This is a genomic window from Dulcicalothrix desertica PCC 7102 (assembly GCF_003991905.1).
Classification (GTDB): Bacteria; Cyanobacteriota; Cyanobacteriia; order Cyanobacteriales; family Nostocaceae; genus Dulcicalothrix; species Dulcicalothrix desertica.
This window is the reverse complement of record NZ_RSCL01000011.1, coordinates 109,401-124,029: the sequence shown is the minus strand read 5'-3', so window position 1 is coordinate 124,029 and position 14,629 is coordinate 109,401. Positions and strand designations below refer to the sequence as shown.

Genomic DNA, 14,629 nt, shown 5'->3' with positions numbered 1-14,629 from the left:
TAAAATCATTACCATCATCAGTTACGGAGCCACGGTGAATGCCCCTGAATTCGTAACCACTGCTTCTTCTCGTTCAAGTAGAACTTGAGCTTCAGTAGGTTTTGCCTTTCCCTTTCTACTCCCCCCAGACTTATCGCTACCTCCCGGCTTTCGCCTTTTATGGGTCTTTTTCTGGGATTCATTTACTAAGGAATTTAATAAGAACCGAAGCACGGTATCGAGTTGAAACAGATGGGGTCTACGGATAGAAAACTTTTTCAGCCAAGCTGAAATCTTTTTCCACCCTCCCCCAAAACCTACATCTTTCCAATCCTCTGGTCGGAAAAACGCAGTGAGTGTTTTTAACCATTTCTGGGGGATATACTCTCTAAAACCCATAGCTCTTCTTGCGATTACCATTGCAGCAGAACTCGCACTATTTAAGCCGTATTTCTGCATATATTTAACCATGCCTATGATGCTGGTCATAAATGGTGATTTGAATAATATCAAGATTCCATGTTTTTCTGCTCTAACAACAAGATAAGAACGAAATTTATCATAAATAAATCCTGATAAAATCCGATTATATTCTTTACTGCCGCTATGCCTTAATTGATTCTTCCTTGTTGAAAAATCAAGATTCTCACAGGCAATAGGACATTGGTATAATTCCGCTAATTTAACAATTTCACATACAATATCCCTAAGTTTTGCTTCTTTCTGTCCAGTTGTTCCTGTTGGAATGGCAAAACTTATAGCATTGCGACATCTTTCGGGATTACCATCACGTTTGATGTAAATAATATCAATACTCTCTGCATTTAAGTCAATTCCAATACAACCATTATTTATACTAGAAACAGTCGGAACATCTTGAACATAAGTCGTTAGATGAATATACCACTGGTCGTTTTTATGCTCACGTCTAAAACATTGAACAGTTACTGGTTTTCCAGACTCTAATGCGTAAAGTAAATTATGCTTACGTTGTCCTGAAACCTCAAACTCAAGACTGACTGTATCTCCATATTTACTACGCAAAAATCTTGGAACAGTAAAGGTGACACTGAATAAATCGTTGTTTATATAAAATATTTTAGCTACAGGGTTGTTACCCGATACTGAGCCTTTACCTACACTGTAGAAGTTTCCACCACGCTTTCTCTCCCAATCTACACGCCATTGCTCATGAGATGAGTATCCATTCTCTTCTAAATGATATTGAGCATTAAACAGCTTGGAACTACCAAAACATATATGTAATCTTTTCGCTTTTGAAAATTCTTCTTTTTCAACTTGTTTACGTTCAAGTCTACTAATTTTTGATTCTAATCCCATTAACCGCCTTGCAAAACCTTTCATATTCTTACGTGTTGGGTTTGCTAACTGTTGCTCCATTAATTCAATTGTCAAAGCAACAGATTTCCAACCTGCCTTTATATCATCATCTAAAGCTTTAATTCTTAAATCGCGCGCGGTTGTGAGCTGGTCAAATATACCTTTAGCATCGCTTGCTACTGAATCAGCCCATGCCCAATCAATATCAAACTTGCCTTGAAATTTTTTTTCAATATCATCTTCTGATTGCCCACTTTGTAACGCATTTAATGCTGTACGCATTATTGACTGATATCTATCACCCCAATCTGACAAGAATGAGTGATAAGGCAAGATAGCTTCAACCCCAATTCGTAATTGTGGATTACGTGTGCCGTCAGGATTTTTGGTTTTTGAATAGGGGCGATGTGTTAACTCACTCAACAACGACTTTCCCATATTATAACTGCTCGACCTACAGTTGTTTATTTAATTTATATTTTAACATATAATATTTATTTTTTCAAACATATTTGCTATTTTAAGATTTATTAATTGTTTAAACTATTTGACTTTAAATATGTTTTGAGTTTAGTTTATTGAAATTAAGATTATCTAGCCTCAACTAGTTTAATGGTTATATTTATTACATGCGAACGCTGAAATGTAGATTTTAAATAATTTCTCAGGTATAATGGCTTACTAGTAGATATTAATAGTTATTACCAGATTTTATTAACTTGAACACGAGCAGGTACAATGCTAGCTTCTTACCTAATTTTCAATGGCTATTCTTACAACGATGCGATGCAGAAAATTCAGAATGCTAACCCTTCAGTTCATTTAGAACAAGCTCAAACGAGCTTTTTAGCGTCGTTGGCAGATCAATTAAGCATTTAGTACTCGCTTGACCCAAGCTTGAGCGCTCCGAAGCACAGTATCCCAAGGACTGTTATAAATAATAAACCATCTGGCGCCGACCGTAAATTGAAGGCGCCTTCAGGAGTCAAATAGTAAAAGATACGGAGTTAAATGAACCTAAAATTGCTTCTGCTTCTGTAGTAACTGTCCTATCGTCAAATCAAACTGTGACTCTCCACCAAATACGGTTCCCACTTTACCTTTATTTAAGTGAACAACACCAATTCTATAGATTTCGTCAGGCAAAGACACATAACCTACAGAATCTGCAACAGAAGATGCTTTTTGCAGATAAAAGTTAACAAATTCGTAAACATAGTGTTTTTCAGACGAATATGGATTTACATATATAAATAAGGGTCGAGACAGTGGTTTGTATTTATTCTTATATACAGCTTCTGGTGATGGTTCGACTGCTCCGTTTCCGTTATCTACTCCTAAAGTTTTTAATTTATTTTTGTGTTCTTTGTAGTATGCATAGCCAAAGTAACCCAATGCATTAGGGTCTTGAATGATTCCATCTACTAAGACTTCATCATCTTCACTTCCTATATAATCTTTACGACTGGCTTTAGCTTCACCTACAGTCGCTTCAGTGAAGTAGTCGAATGTACCAGATTTTTCACCAGCACCAAATAAAGTAAGGGGTTTATCGGGCCAAGATGCACGTACTTGAGACCAACGAGTAATTTTACCTTCACCTGCTGGTTCCCACATTTTTTTCAACTCGGCAACAGTAATATCTTTTGCCCAGTCGTTTTGAGGGTTTACAACTACAGTAAGAGCGTCAAAAGCTACCGGAATCTCTACATACTGAATATTATTCTGTTTACAGACTTCTATTTCTTTCTTGGAAATAGGTCGAGAAGCATTGCTGATATCAGTTTCTCCAGCACAGAATTTCTCAAACCCACCACTAGTACCCGAAATGTTTACCGATACTTGGGCTTTAACGTTTGGGTTCGCTTGATATTGTTTTGCAATTGCTTCTGTGATAGGAAATACTGTACTTGAACCATCTATTTTGATTGTAGGAACGATTTCTTTATCTGTGACACTTTGCCCGGTAGGTGATGACTGAACTTGAGAAGGTGTATTAGATGTGTTAGTACAGCTAGCCAGTACCAACATCCCGACCACGAGAGCCAACTTTTTCACAACTGCGTTCATTGACCACACTCCTGTGGGTTAGTTACATCAAAGGTATGTGCCCATCATTTCAAATAAAATTGATGTGTGAAACGTGCGTGCGATACAAAAAACAAAACTTATCAATTTTTTTTGATGCTTTTACCAAGATGGGATTATCATGAAACTTATGCATCAATTTTTTTTGAAATAATCTAATTAAATGATTTGGGTCACGGAGTGGAGTTTATGAGTGCAAACAATCCGCAAGTAAGACCAGTTAGGGTACAAGCAGGTAGCAATTTAAGCTTTTTTGAAAAATACCTGACTGTTTGGGTGTTTTTATGTATCGTAGCGGGAATAGTACTTGGGAGATTATTTCCGGGAGTTGCGGTAGCGCTTGATGCGATGAGTGTATATCAAGTATCTATACCTATCGCGATATGTTTATTCTTCATGATGTACCCCATCATGGTCAAAATTGATTTTACTCAGGCAGTTAATGCTATTCGGGCGCCGAAAGCGGTAATTTTGACGTTAGTGGTGAATTGGTTGATTAAGCCATTTACAATGGTAGTGTTTGCTCAGTTCTTTTTAGGATGGTTATTTCGTCCTTTGATAGTGGGGACAGAAATAATTCGTGGAAGTCAAGTACCAATTTTTAATTCTTATATAGCGGGTACTATTTTATTAGGAATTGCACCTTGTACGGCGATGGTGTTGATGTGGGGATACCTTTGCTATGGTAATCAGGGACATACTTTAGTAATGGTAGCCGTCAATTCTTTAGCAATGCTATTTTTATATGCTCTTTTAGGAAGATGGTTGCTGGCAGCAAATGATTTAGCTGTACCTTGGGAAACGATTGTTTTGTCAGTCTTAATTTATGTTGGTTTGCCATTGATAGCAGGAATGTATAGCCGCTACTGGATTTTAAAGCATAAAGGTAGAGAATGGTTTGAAAGACGTTTTTTGAAGTATCTTAGTCCAATTGCGATTACTGCACTATTAATTACATTAGTTTTACTATTTGCTTTCAAAGGAGAATTAATAGTTAATAATCCTTTACATATCTTACTAATTGCTGTTCCACTATTTATTCAGACAAATTTTATTTTCTTGATTGGATATGTCGCAGCGTTAAAGCTCAACATACCATACGAAGATGCGGCGCCAGCAGCATTAATTGGAGCTAGTAATCATTTTGAAGTTGCAATTGCCACTGCTGTGATGTTGTTTGGTTTAAATTCTGGCGCCGCACTAGCAACAGTAGTAGGAGTTTTAATCGAAGTACCTGTAATGTTAATGTTGGTAGAACTTTGTAAGCGAACAGCAGCTTGGTTCCCACGCGAACCAGAAAAAGCTACACTGCTTGACCCCAGGTGCATTAAACCCTTTTAATCTTGTATTTAATCTTGTATGGTGGGCAGTGCCCACTGTACGATAGTACTATTTATTATCAGAACAGGGTGAAGCAGGAGTAATTTTACTAATTCGACTAAAATCTCTTAAATAATTTTGTAAAACTTCAAATTGAGAGCTATTCAGACTGTAGTAAATCCAACGTCCTTCTTGCCGCGCGTTAACAAAACCAGCTTCTTTAAGAATTTTAAGATGAAACGATAGCTTTGACTGAGTGACACCTAACACTTCACACAAATCACAAACACACTGCTCTCGTTTCCGTAATAGTTCCAAAGTGCCAATCCGTAAAGGGTCAGAAAGAGCATGAAAACCAGCAGCGATATTTTTCGGAACGATAGCTTCTTGAGTTGGCATTTTGTTGCTGTACTTATATATATGTGTTTTTTCTAACAGGGTATACTTCTTCTATATTAACAACTAATATAACCAATTGTTGAAATATGCCGCTTATTAAATTGCTTCTTTAAGCGTTATTAACTTCTCTGTGATAATTCTGTAATAAATCCAAGTTCCACGCCTTTGTTTATCTAGCAAACCTGCTTCATACATCACTTTGAGGTGATGACTAATTGTTGGTTGCGAAAGTCCTAGTGGTTCTACCAACTCACATGCACAAACCTCTTGATTTGGTTGTATAGCAATTAAACTTAACATCTGTAAACGCACTGGCTCGCCTAATACCCGAAAAATAGCAGCTAAATCTACAGCTTCACTTTGCGTAAGCTTACCACTAAATAATCCAGAACAACAGGGACGCGAGTTAGACAATTTCATACTTCTATATTGACATATATCGATATGTATTGCAAAATATTGATATTGGTCTATATAGACTAACATCAATATTTAAGGGATTAATAACTATGTCACGTGTACAGTTAGCTCTGAATGTAAGTAATATCGATGCTGCCGTTGACTTTTACAGCAAGCTTTTCGGCACTGAACCAGCAAAACGGCGCCCTGGTTACGCGAATTTTGCGATTGTTGAACCACCTTTGAAGTTAGTGCTAATTGAAAACTCTTCAGCAGCAGGTAGTATAAATCATCTGGGAGTTGAAGTTGAATCATCAGAGAAAGTGATGGAAGCAAGCAATCGACTTCAAGAAGCTAATCTAGAGATTACACCAGAGAATCAAACTACTTGCTGTTACGCCTTACAGGATAAGGTTTGGCTAAAAGACCCTGATGGCGCCGATTGGGAAGTTTACACGGTTCTGGAAGATTCAACAACTTTTGGAGTGTCTCGGTTAAATTCCGAAAATGTTTGTTGCCAATAACTGTTCAACTCGTTCTTTACAAAGGTCACGAACAATGCGGAATTTTTCAATGTCTTGTTCTTCTGGGTCTTCGAGTTGCCAATCTTGAAATACTTCTCTTAGTACCCATTCTTCTGGTAAGTTAACTCCACAACCGCACAGAGAAATTACAGCATCATAATCTTGCGAGTTAAATTCACTCAGTGCTTTCGATGTTTGGTTGCTAATATCAATACCAATTTCCGCCATAACTTGTACGGCAACTGGGTCTACATGACTTGCTTCTAAACCAGAACTAGAAACTGTAATTTTACCTTCACCTAATACACGAGCAAATCCTTCTGCCATTTGGGAACGGCGAGAATTCTTCTTGCAAACAAACATAACTCTTTTCATAATTATCGTAGTCTAAATTTAGACGGTAAGCTCAATAAATTATTGAGCATCACGAAACTGATTTGAAAGGTTTCTGTATACAATTACAGCAATTTGTGCCCCTAAAATTGGCGCCACCCAATATAACCATTGGTGCTGCCAAATACCTGCCATCAATGCCGGACTAAACGAACGCGCAGGATTCATACTTGCACCTGTAATTGGGCCCATACAAGTTGCTTCGACCCCAACTGTTAACCCAATTGCCAATCCAGCAAGATTTGAATGCGCGCGTTTATCAAGTGCGGCGCCAAAAATTACAAACATTAAAATAAACGTCAGAACTGTTTCCAGTATAAAAGACTGTAACCAGTTTCCATTCAACGGCAGCGTTGCTCCCAAATTCCCAACTTTCCCAAAGCTTATTAATAACAACCCCGAAGCCATTATTGCCCCTACTAACTGCGCTAATATGTACGGCAATACGTATCGTCTTGGAAAAAAACCACTCGTCCAAAACGCTAACGTTACAGCTGGATTAAAATGGGCGCCACTTATATGTCCTAGCGAATAAATCAACGCTGTTACAACTGCACCAAAAACAAAGCTAACTCCAACATGCGTAATCACACCTTGACTTATGGAATTTACAACTATGGCGCCAGTTCCAACAAATATCAAAATAAAAGTACCAAATAACTCAGCAGCAAGCAGGCGCCTGCTTTTAGAGACTTCTTTTAAAAAAGACTTTACCAAGCTCCCTCACAACTGAAATAATCTATACCTCCATCATTTCAAAAAAAATTGATATGTCAATGTCGTCAGGTACACTTTAGATTAAAATTATGATCGGTGCTTAAAGAAACCGGGCTTCTTGACAAAGACTTTGCTATAAAACGTTGATTTTTCGTACAGAAGCCCGGTTTCTGGGCCTGGTGCATTCCGGTGAGGTAGAGGCTAAATACATTTTAATAATGAAGGGTCTCTAATATCATGCTGCATTCCATAGTCGGTTGTGGCAAATTCGATTTGTAAGATTAAGCGATTTTTATGGGTAGGAGCAACTCCTTTATGAAAACAAAGTCCATCTTCCACAAATCCAAAACCAGCTTGACCATAAATTGTGATTAAAGATTCTGCACCATAATACTTGATTATATCTTCGTCAGTTTCTCGTTTACGCAGTATTAAATGTGAAAGTTTTTTTTGCTTATGACTGCCACGAACACAAATATGAGGACCACTCAGCTTATCTACATCAGTTAAATAAAAGAAAAATTTGATAAAACGATAATCATCGAGGTCGTAGTGAAAAAGTTGCCCATTAGAACTAAGTTGTTGATATGTTCTCTCTCCGGGAAAACTCCACCAAAGTAGTGAACCTTGATGTACTGGTTCTCGCTCTAAATATTTAGCTGCTATTGCTAATAATTTTGTATCTTTTTGGAGTTTATTAATAGCAGGACAAAGTGAAGCTGTATTAAAATAACTGCCTACTATAAACTGCTTTTTAGTTTGAATTTGTGCCTGTTCTTTTTGATGATAATAAAATCCTAGTTCGGGCTTTCGATTTGCATAGCAAAGAGTAGATTCTGCAAATTCAACTATTTCTTTAACTATGCACTGAGGTAAATTGATGCCCAGAACAATTCCGTCTTCTTTCAATTGATTTACAACTTCATTAACATTAACATTTGTGAAATATGAATTACTTTCATCTATAGTTAATTGAGATAATTTACTTTTACGAGTCAAAAAATATCTAATTGTTCTACCAATTTTAAATCGTGAAACTTTACGCATTAATAACCATTTAGGATTTTTGGTTAAACCTTTATAATTTTCATAAACTGCATTATATAAGTTGGAGAAAATTCTCTGTTTGTAGTTATTTACTTTTTGTATAAACATGATAAGATAATTAAAATAATACTCTAATTATGATGCAATTTAAATCAACGACAAGTGTACAAATGCACTAAAAAGAAAGCATGTACGTTAAAAAAGATTGCTATTGGTACTAACGAGAAACAACTTCAAGCTGCTTAGAGGTAAATACTGGACTGAATAAATGAAAATTTTAATACTAAGTATTTAGTTTTGTAAACATTTTTTATTTTTGCCGTATCTAGCTAAACTCTAAGTGTAAATATAAACATAGAGAATAAAATCACATTGTAATTCATGTTAAGTGTTTTACTGTTTGTGCATCTACGTAATAAACAAAATTTTTTTGGCTGAATTGTATTTTGTTTAAATAGAAGTTATTTTGCTGCTGTTCTTGTAGAACAGGCATAGAAAGCCTGTGATAAATATAAATACAAAGATAAGGGCGGGCAAGGATGCCCACTCCACAAGAGTGAATATGAAACAAATAATTGGGTCTACTGGAGATTCTTTGTCTCCTAAATTTGACGGTATTCATAAACTGCTTGATGATATTCTTTCAAATTTGTTTCCTGGCAATAACAGCTTAGTTTCTGAATTCAGCAAAGAATTTGAGGCTATTCAGTTTCATTTGGGAGATGAGATTACTAATTACACAAAAAACGTTGAGTTATCTAGGCGCCCCCTAAACAGTTACGATAATGGCAAGGGTTTTTATATTATTTGCCAAGGACGAGTGCGATTAGTTGGTTTTAATACAAGTTTGCAGCGTGAGGTTTCTGTATCTTTACTCGAAGCGGGTGATTGCTTTGGCGCCAATGAATTATTTAATAATAACCCTTTGCCTTATCGTGCTGTCGGTGCAGCAACGGTAATAATTGCGTTTATTAGTTCAGCAAAGTTGGAAGCATGGTTAGATAAAATACCTAATTTAAAAGGTTACTTATGCGATGTAGTTAAAGAGCAAAAAGCACTAATTTTCTTTAAAACTTTAACTAAATTACGTGCTGTATCTAGCTATCATCTCAAACAAATTATTCCATATTTAGTAGAAACACGCTTTCAAGCTGGCGAAGTGTTACATAAAGCCACACAGAAAGAAACTGGTTGCTTTTGGCTGCAAATGGGAGAAGTTGAAAGTCAAAATCCTTTATTAAAAGCTCCTCAAGTCGGCGCCAATTGGGGTTATCCAGATGAAATACCTGTTGATTGGGTTGCTAAAACCGATTTGCTTGTATACAAACTACCACACGAGCATTGGGAAGCAGTCCAGTTAGTGGCGCCATTATTAACAGAGACTGACAATGCCAAAAAGCAAGTCGTTAAAGCGAAAATTCCTAACTTACAAGAATCTAAATCTTCTCTGTTAATTCCTACTCCCACATCTGAATCTAAAGTCATTCCCTTTCCTCAACCAACCAAAGGTCGCAAACGTGGTTTGAATTGGCGCTATCCATTTGTTCAGCAGCAGAGCGCAATGGATTGTGGTGTTGCGTGCTTGGCGATGGTGTCGCAGTACTGGGGTAAGCATTTTAGTATTAATATGTTGCGGAACTTGGCAAGAGTAACTCGTTCTGGCGCCTCACTCAAAAATTTAGCGGTTGCGGCGGAAAATATCGGTTTTCAAGCTAGGCCTGTTCGTGCTAGCTTAAATCGCTTAATAGAACAAATGAATCCTTGGATTGCTCATTGGCAAGGCGACCATTATATAGTTGTATACCGTGTTAAGGGGAATAAGATTTTAATTGCAGACCCAGCAGTAAGCAAGCGATGGTTAACAATCCAAGAATTCCAAGCAGGTTGGACTGGGTATGCGTTACTTCTCAATCCAACAAGTCTTTTACAAAAAATACCTAACGCTAAACCATCTTTAGGAAGAATATGGGGCGCCTTCTTACCTTTTAGTTCAATGCTTGCCCCCATTATTCTGGCATCAATTTTGCTGCAAGTCTTGGGTTTAGTTACACCCCTGTTCACCCAAATCATTCTTGACCAGGTGGTAGTACACAAAAGCTTGATGACTTTACATGTATTTGCTATAGGAGTGCTACTGTTTGGTGTTTGGCGAGTTGGCTTACTTGGCGTTCGTCAGTACTTATTAGATTATTTCTCAAACCGTGTAGATTTGACGTTAATTAGTGCTTTTATAAGTCATGCACTCAATCTACCTCTAGAGTTTTTTGCCGACCGTCATGTTGGCGATATTGTGACGCGCGTGCAAGAAAACCAAAAAATCCAAATGTTTCTCACCCGTCAAGCTGTCACAACTGGTTTAGATGCGCTGATGGCATTTGTTTATGTGGGGTTGATGGTTTATTACAACTGGCGCCTAACTTTATTAGTACTTGGCATACTACCACCTATTATTTTATTAACAGTGCTGGCAAGTCCAATGCTGCGACAAGTTTCACGAAATGTATTCACTGAATCTGCAAAACAGAACTCATCATTAGTAGAAATGCTGACTGGAGTAGCAACTTTGAAGACAGCAGCAGCAGAACGAGATTTGCGCTGGTTATGGGAAGACCATTTGACAAGTATGTTCAATGCTCAATTTCATGGGCAAAAGCTCGCTAATAACTTACAAGTCATTGGTGGACTAATTAATACTTTGGGCAGTACTGCTTTACTATGGTATGGAGCAACGCTAGTAATTCAAGACCAATTGAGTATCGGTCAATTTGTTGCGTTCAACATGCTAATTGGTAATGTTATCAACCCAGTTTTATCATTGGTTAGTCTTTGGGATGAATTGCAAGAAGTAATGGTGTCGGTGGAACGTCTCGATGATGTGTTTGCAGCACAACCAGAAGAGAGTGTAGATAAACCACTGTTAGTTTTACCGAAGTTGAAGGGTGAAGTTAAGTTTGAAAATGTCTGTTTTCGCTACCACCCTGATGAACAACAAAATATATTGCAAAATATTTCCTTTGAAGTGCATCCTGGTGAAACGATAGCAATTGTTGGACGCAGTGGTTCAGGGAAGAGTACTTTAATTAATTTACTCCAAGGTTTATATCATCCTACCAGTGGTCGGGTGTTAATCGATGGGCACGATATCCGCCATGTTTCACCGCAATCTTTACGGCGCCAGTTAGGAGTCGTACCGCAAGAGTGTTTTTTATTCTCCGGTACAATCTTAGATAACATCACGTTGTATCGACCGGAATATCCTTTAGCGCAAGTAGTAGAAGTTGCCAAGTTAGCTGAAGCACAAGCATTTATCCAAAGTTTACCCCTTGGGTACAATACCAAAGTTGGTGAACGTGGTTCTGCATTGTCAGGTGGACAGCGACAAAGAATAGCCATTGCTCGTGCGCTTCTTGCTAACCCACGTATTCTAATTCTCGATGAAGCTACTAGTTCTCTAGATACTGAATCCGAAAGACGCTTTCAAGAGAACTTACGCCGTATTAGTAAACAACGCACTACTTTTATTATTGCCCATCGTCTGTCAACCGTGCGAAATGCTTCGTGTATTCTTGTTCTAGACAAAGGCGTTATTGTTGAACACGGCACCCATGAGGAATTAATGCAGCAAGGTGGTCTTTACTATCACCTGGCACAGCAGCAGCTTGATATATGACTGAAATAAATATCTGCCAATTTGGCATCAACTGCGTACATTACTAAATTAATCAGGAATAATATGTATATAAGAAGACTTGCAAAGGATGCAACGGATGTAACGGATAGAAACCGGGTTTCTACGCCAAATGATCATTTTTATTACAATATGTCAACGAAGAAACCCGGTTTCTCTTTGTTGTAAAAATCGTTTAAAATTTTGAGTTTTTATATGAACATTTCTATGTCTTCACTTTCTTTAAAGGATGAAACTTTATCATCGATTAGTGACGAAGCTGACGATGATGAATTAAATATGCTTTATGGTGGTTCTACTGCTTCGGTCGCAATTGCTAATTCAATGGATATGATGCCATTGGCGCCTGTTGGTACGAGTCCATCTAATTGGTCTGCATCATTACAAACAGTTCTGGATAATCCACCAGCGTCGTTACCAAGTCGTGTTGTTTTGGGTGGAATCGTTTTTTGCGCTGCGTTTGGCGCCTGGGCAAATTTAGGACATATTGACGAGGTGGGCAAAGCTAGTGGTTTGTTGGTGCCGCAGGGTGAAGTCTATAAAGTTAATCCAGTTGTTGCAGGTAAAATTACAAAGCTATATGTTCAAGAAGGTACACCAGTCAAAGCTGAACAAGTTGTGGCTGAGATTGATAATCAAATTGCATTTAAAGAAATTGAGCGTTTAGAGCAAGAAAGTACAGCTTTACATACAGAATTAGTTCAAACTGAATCTTTAATTGATAAAACACAGTTGGAACTACAAACGCGCGCGCAAATAGCCCAAGCTGAACAACAAGCGCAGACCAGTGCTGTTACCGGAGCGAAGGTTAGGTTAGTGGCAAGTTATCAACTGCTTAATCAATTACAAAATCAGTATACAGATACCATTAACAGACGTTCTGCTATTGAGCCTTTACTGGCAAAGTCAAAAGAACTATTAAAGCAAAGACAAGAAGAAGTAAATGCATATCGAGAACGTGTTGAACGTCTTAAACCTTTACTTAAAGAAGGCGCCATTTCCCGTGATATGGTATTTAATGCCGAACAAGAGTTGCGTACACGTCAGCTTGCAATTACTAAAAATCAGCTTGAAGAAACACCAATGACGCGCGAGCGTTTATTTGAAGCCAAACAATCTGAAGCACAAATAGTACGTAGTATTACTCAGAACCAAAGCGAAATTGAACAGACGCAAACTGAAATCAAACGACTTCAAGCTGAGTTGATGCAAAAAGGCGCCGAAGCAAGTACAGTAAAAATTCAATCGCAACAAAAAATTCAGCAACTAGAAGTTGAAAAGACGCAAATCAAAGCCAAAATTCAACAAGCGGGAAAACTTATAGAGAAAGCTAAAGCTGAATTGAAGCAACTTTATCTAACTGCACCTGTTGATGGAGTTGTATTATCGCTGAATATTCGTAACAGTGGTGACACTATCGAAGCTGGGCAAACACTTGCTGAAATTGCACCACAGTCGGCGCCGTTAGTTTTACAAGCAGTGTTACCTAACCGTGAAGCTGGCTTTGTCAAAGTTGGGGAAACTGCACAAGTCAAATTTGACGCTTATCCTTACCAAGACTACGGAATTATTACAGGTAAGGTGAAATCAATATCTCCTGGCGCCAGAGTTGATGAACGCTTGGGTGCTGTCTACCGCGTTGAAATAGAGCTTGAACGTAATTATGTGACTGCTAATAAGCAAATTATAAAATTTAAACCAGGTCAAACTGCAACTGCCGAAATTATTACTCGTCAGCGTCGGATTGTAGATGTTTTACTCGACCCAATTCGGCAAATCCAAAAAGGTAGCTTGAGTTTATAAAATATAGGAGATTTATGATAATGGTACAAAATATAACAGCTAATCAAAAGCACCTTGACAGAACTATGAAACCGGAACAATTCAGTCAAGTTGTAGAAGCTATTTCATCTGGTAGGTATTCTTGGGCTTGTGTATTAATTTTGCGCTTTGCTGGTTATAATCCTTTGCATTATATACCTTACCGCACTTACAGCCGTCTTTTGAAAGAAAATCGTCAACAATATTCTATGGCGAGTAATATAAAGAGTCAGGAAGTGACAGATTATTCAAATTCTACACAAAGGCAAGATATTTCTTGTTTAAATCAAATTAATGATTTGACTTATTTGGAACCTATAGATAATCAGGCATTAGCTTCTAGAGGTGGTAAGGGTTCTATTTATGGGGATATAGAGGCTAAAAGATGGAATCTTTTTGTTTTTCCATTTTTTAAGTTTAGATAAAATACACAGGTCGAAAAGCGTGTGTTACAAGAGGTGTACTCTGTTTAGAGGGCGCCTTTTTTATATGTGAACAAGGCTGCTTATAAGAGAAGAAATAACATGCCACAATGGCATCATATTCTGTAATAAATGGTACACATTAAAAAGAAAAGAGCTACATTATAAATATCAACTCAAGAGAGAGTTGAAAGCAAAAAAATCAAAGTTTTTAACAAGGAGAAAGGTATGTTAATTCAAGATTTAAGTTACGTTGAAATTTCTAATGAATCAGTTCAAATCGAAGGTGGTGTATCTCCTTTTGATGCTATTGGATTTAGTGGCTCATTTGATAGTACTCATATGGCTGGTATCAAAACACTTTCTAGTTCTGGAGCAGGTGGAACTGTTACAGGTTCAGAAAGCGTTAATATGACCAAATTTACTGGAGGAGCAACATTTGTAGGTTGGAACTTCTAGAGACTAAAGAGCTAACCAGGATTGCACTACCA

The 14,629-nt window shown here is 37.5% G+C and carries 14 protein-coding genes; 7 read left to right on the top strand and 7 right to left on the bottom strand.

Annotation, left to right across the window (positions count from 1 at the left end; translation table 11 throughout):
• Positions 1-21: 21 nt before the first annotated feature.
• Entirely contained in the window at positions 22-1,743 is a 1,722-nt protein-coding gene (locus DSM106972_RS23125; RefSeq protein WP_127082922.1) for a transposase, read from the bottom strand.
• 315 nt (positions 1,744-2,058) lie between these two features.
• Between DSM106972_RS23125 and DSM106972_RS23120 the strand changes: the two genes are divergently transcribed.
• Entirely contained in the window at positions 2,059-2,199 is a 141-nt protein-coding gene (locus tag DSM106972_RS23120) for a hypothetical protein (RefSeq protein ID WP_186538595.1), read from the top strand.
• Positions 2,200-2,337: 138 nt separating this feature from the next.
• Here DSM106972_RS23120 and DSM106972_RS23115 read toward each other — a convergent pair whose 3' ends face one another.
• Positions 2,338-3,390, bottom strand: coding sequence for a PstS family phosphate ABC transporter substrate-binding protein (locus tag DSM106972_RS23115; RefSeq protein ID WP_127082921.1), 1,053 nt, complete (start codon positions 3,388-3,390; stop codon positions 2,338-2,340).
• 207 nt (positions 3,391-3,597) lie between these two features.
• Between DSM106972_RS23115 and arsB the strand changes: the two genes are divergently transcribed.
• The gene (arsB, locus tag DSM106972_RS23110) at positions 3,598-4,749 is read left to right on the top strand and encodes an ACR3 family arsenite efflux transporter (protein ID WP_127082920.1); all 1,152 of its coding nucleotides are present in this window, start codon (positions 3,598-3,600) and stop codon (positions 4,747-4,749) included.
• 48 nt (positions 4,750-4,797) lie between these two features.
• Here arsB and DSM106972_RS23105 read toward each other — a convergent pair whose 3' ends face one another.
• Positions 4,798-5,127 (bottom strand): ArsR/SmtB family transcription factor, encoded by a 330-nt coding sequence (locus DSM106972_RS23105; RefSeq protein WP_127082919.1) that lies wholly within the window; start codon positions 5,125-5,127, stop codon positions 4,798-4,800.
• A gap of 96 nt (positions 5,128-5,223) precedes the next feature.
• Positions 5,224-5,547, bottom strand: coding sequence for an ArsR/SmtB family transcription factor (locus DSM106972_RS23100; protein WP_127082918.1), 324 nt, complete (start codon positions 5,545-5,547; stop codon positions 5,224-5,226).
• Between the two features lie 89 nt (positions 5,548-5,636).
• Here DSM106972_RS23100 and DSM106972_RS23095 point away from each other — a divergent pair, with 89 nt between their 5' ends.
• Positions 5,637-6,050, top strand: coding sequence for an ArsI/CadI family heavy metal resistance metalloenzyme (locus DSM106972_RS23095; protein WP_127082917.1), 414 nt, complete (start codon positions 5,637-5,639; stop codon positions 6,048-6,050).
• Here the strand turns inward: DSM106972_RS23095 and arsC are convergent.
• From arsC to DSM106972_RS23080, 3 genes are all read right to left on the bottom strand, one after another.
• Positions 6,021-6,425 (bottom strand): arsenate reductase, glutathione/glutaredoxin type, encoded by a 405-nt coding sequence (gene arsC, locus DSM106972_RS23090; protein WP_186538593.1) that lies wholly within the window; start codon positions 6,423-6,425, stop codon positions 6,021-6,023. The two genes, DSM106972_RS23095 and arsC, sit on opposite strands and share 30 nt — an antisense overlap.
• Before the next feature lie 39 nt (positions 6,426-6,464).
• Positions 6,465-7,160: an MIP/aquaporin family protein gene (locus DSM106972_RS23085; RefSeq protein WP_127082916.1), complete on the bottom strand. Its 696-nt coding sequence runs from the start codon at positions 7,158-7,160 to the stop codon at positions 6,465-6,467.
• 201 nt (positions 7,161-7,361) lie between these two features.
• Positions 7,362-8,315 (bottom strand): phytanoyl-CoA dioxygenase family protein, encoded by a 954-nt coding sequence (locus DSM106972_RS23080; protein WP_127082915.1) that lies wholly within the window; start codon positions 8,313-8,315, stop codon positions 7,362-7,364.
• A 454-nt stretch (positions 8,316-8,769) separates the two neighbouring features.
• On the opposite strand from DSM106972_RS23080, the gene DSM106972_RS23075 reads away from it, so the two are divergent.
• The 4 genes from DSM106972_RS23075 to DSM106972_RS23060 all read left to right on the top strand — a co-directional run bounded on the left by DSM106972_RS23075 (position 8,770) and on the right by DSM106972_RS23060 (position 14,597).
• A complete protein-coding gene (locus tag DSM106972_RS23075) occupies positions 8,770-11,877 on the top strand; it encodes a peptidase domain-containing ABC transporter (protein WP_127082914.1) in 3,108 nt (1,035 codons plus the stop codon).
• A gap of 213 nt (positions 11,878-12,090) precedes the next feature.
• Complete coding sequence (locus DSM106972_RS23070) at positions 12,091-13,698, top strand: beta-barrel domain-containing protein (RefSeq protein ID WP_127082913.1); 1,608 nt, start codon at positions 12,091-12,093, stop codon at positions 13,696-13,698.
• 20 nt (positions 13,699-13,718) lie between these two features.
• Positions 13,719-14,141, top strand: a complete 423-nt coding sequence (locus DSM106972_RS23065; protein ID WP_127082912.1) for a HetP family heterocyst commitment protein — start codon at positions 13,719-13,721, stop codon at positions 14,139-14,141.
• 225 nt (positions 14,142-14,366) lie between these two features.
• A complete protein-coding gene (locus tag DSM106972_RS23060) occupies positions 14,367-14,597 on the top strand; it encodes a hypothetical protein (RefSeq protein ID WP_019496950.1) in 231 nt (76 codons plus the stop codon).
• The last annotated feature ends 32 nt before the right edge of the window (positions 14,598-14,629 follow it).

What these genes read in the sequence shown, in the direction of transcription:
- DSM106972_RS23120 (WP_186538595.1), top strand. Translation starts at nt 2,059, where the DNA reads ATGCTAGCTTCTTACCTAATTTTCAATGGCTATTCTTACAACGATGCG.
- DSM106972_RS23115 (WP_127082921.1), bottom strand. Translation starts at nt 3,390, where the DNA reads ATGAACGCAGTTGTGAAAAAGTTGGCTCTCGTGGTCGGGATGTTGGTA.
- arsB (WP_127082920.1), top strand. Translation starts at nt 3,598, where the DNA reads ATGAGTGCAAACAATCCGCAAGTAAGACCAGTTAGGGTACAAGCAGGT.
- DSM106972_RS23105 (WP_127082919.1), bottom strand. Translation starts at nt 5,127, where the DNA reads ATGCCAACTCAAGAAGCTATCGTTCCGAAAAATATCGCTGCTGGTTTT.
- DSM106972_RS23100 (WP_127082918.1), bottom strand. Translation starts at nt 5,547, where the DNA reads ATGAAATTGTCTAACTCGCGTCCCTGTTGTTCTGGATTATTTAGTGGT.
- DSM106972_RS23095 (WP_127082917.1), top strand. Translation starts at nt 5,637, where the DNA reads ATGTCACGTGTACAGTTAGCTCTGAATGTAAGTAATATCGATGCTGCC.
- arsC (WP_186538593.1), bottom strand. Translation starts at nt 6,425, where the DNA reads ATGAAAAGAGTTATGTTTGTTTGCAAGAAGAATTCTCGCCGTTCCCAA.
- DSM106972_RS23080 (WP_127082915.1), bottom strand. Translation starts at nt 8,315, where the DNA reads ATGTTTATACAAAAAGTAAATAACTACAAACAGAGAATTTTCTCCAAC.
- DSM106972_RS23075 (WP_127082914.1), top strand. Translation starts at nt 8,770, where the DNA reads ATGAAACAAATAATTGGGTCTACTGGAGATTCTTTGTCTCCTAAATTT.
- DSM106972_RS23070 (WP_127082913.1), top strand. Translation starts at nt 12,091, where the DNA reads ATGAACATTTCTATGTCTTCACTTTCTTTAAAGGATGAAACTTTATCA.
- DSM106972_RS23065 (WP_127082912.1), top strand. Translation starts at nt 13,719, where the DNA reads ATGGTACAAAATATAACAGCTAATCAAAAGCACCTTGACAGAACTATG.
- DSM106972_RS23060 (WP_019496950.1), top strand. Translation starts at nt 14,367, where the DNA reads ATGTTAATTCAAGATTTAAGTTACGTTGAAATTTCTAATGAATCAGTT.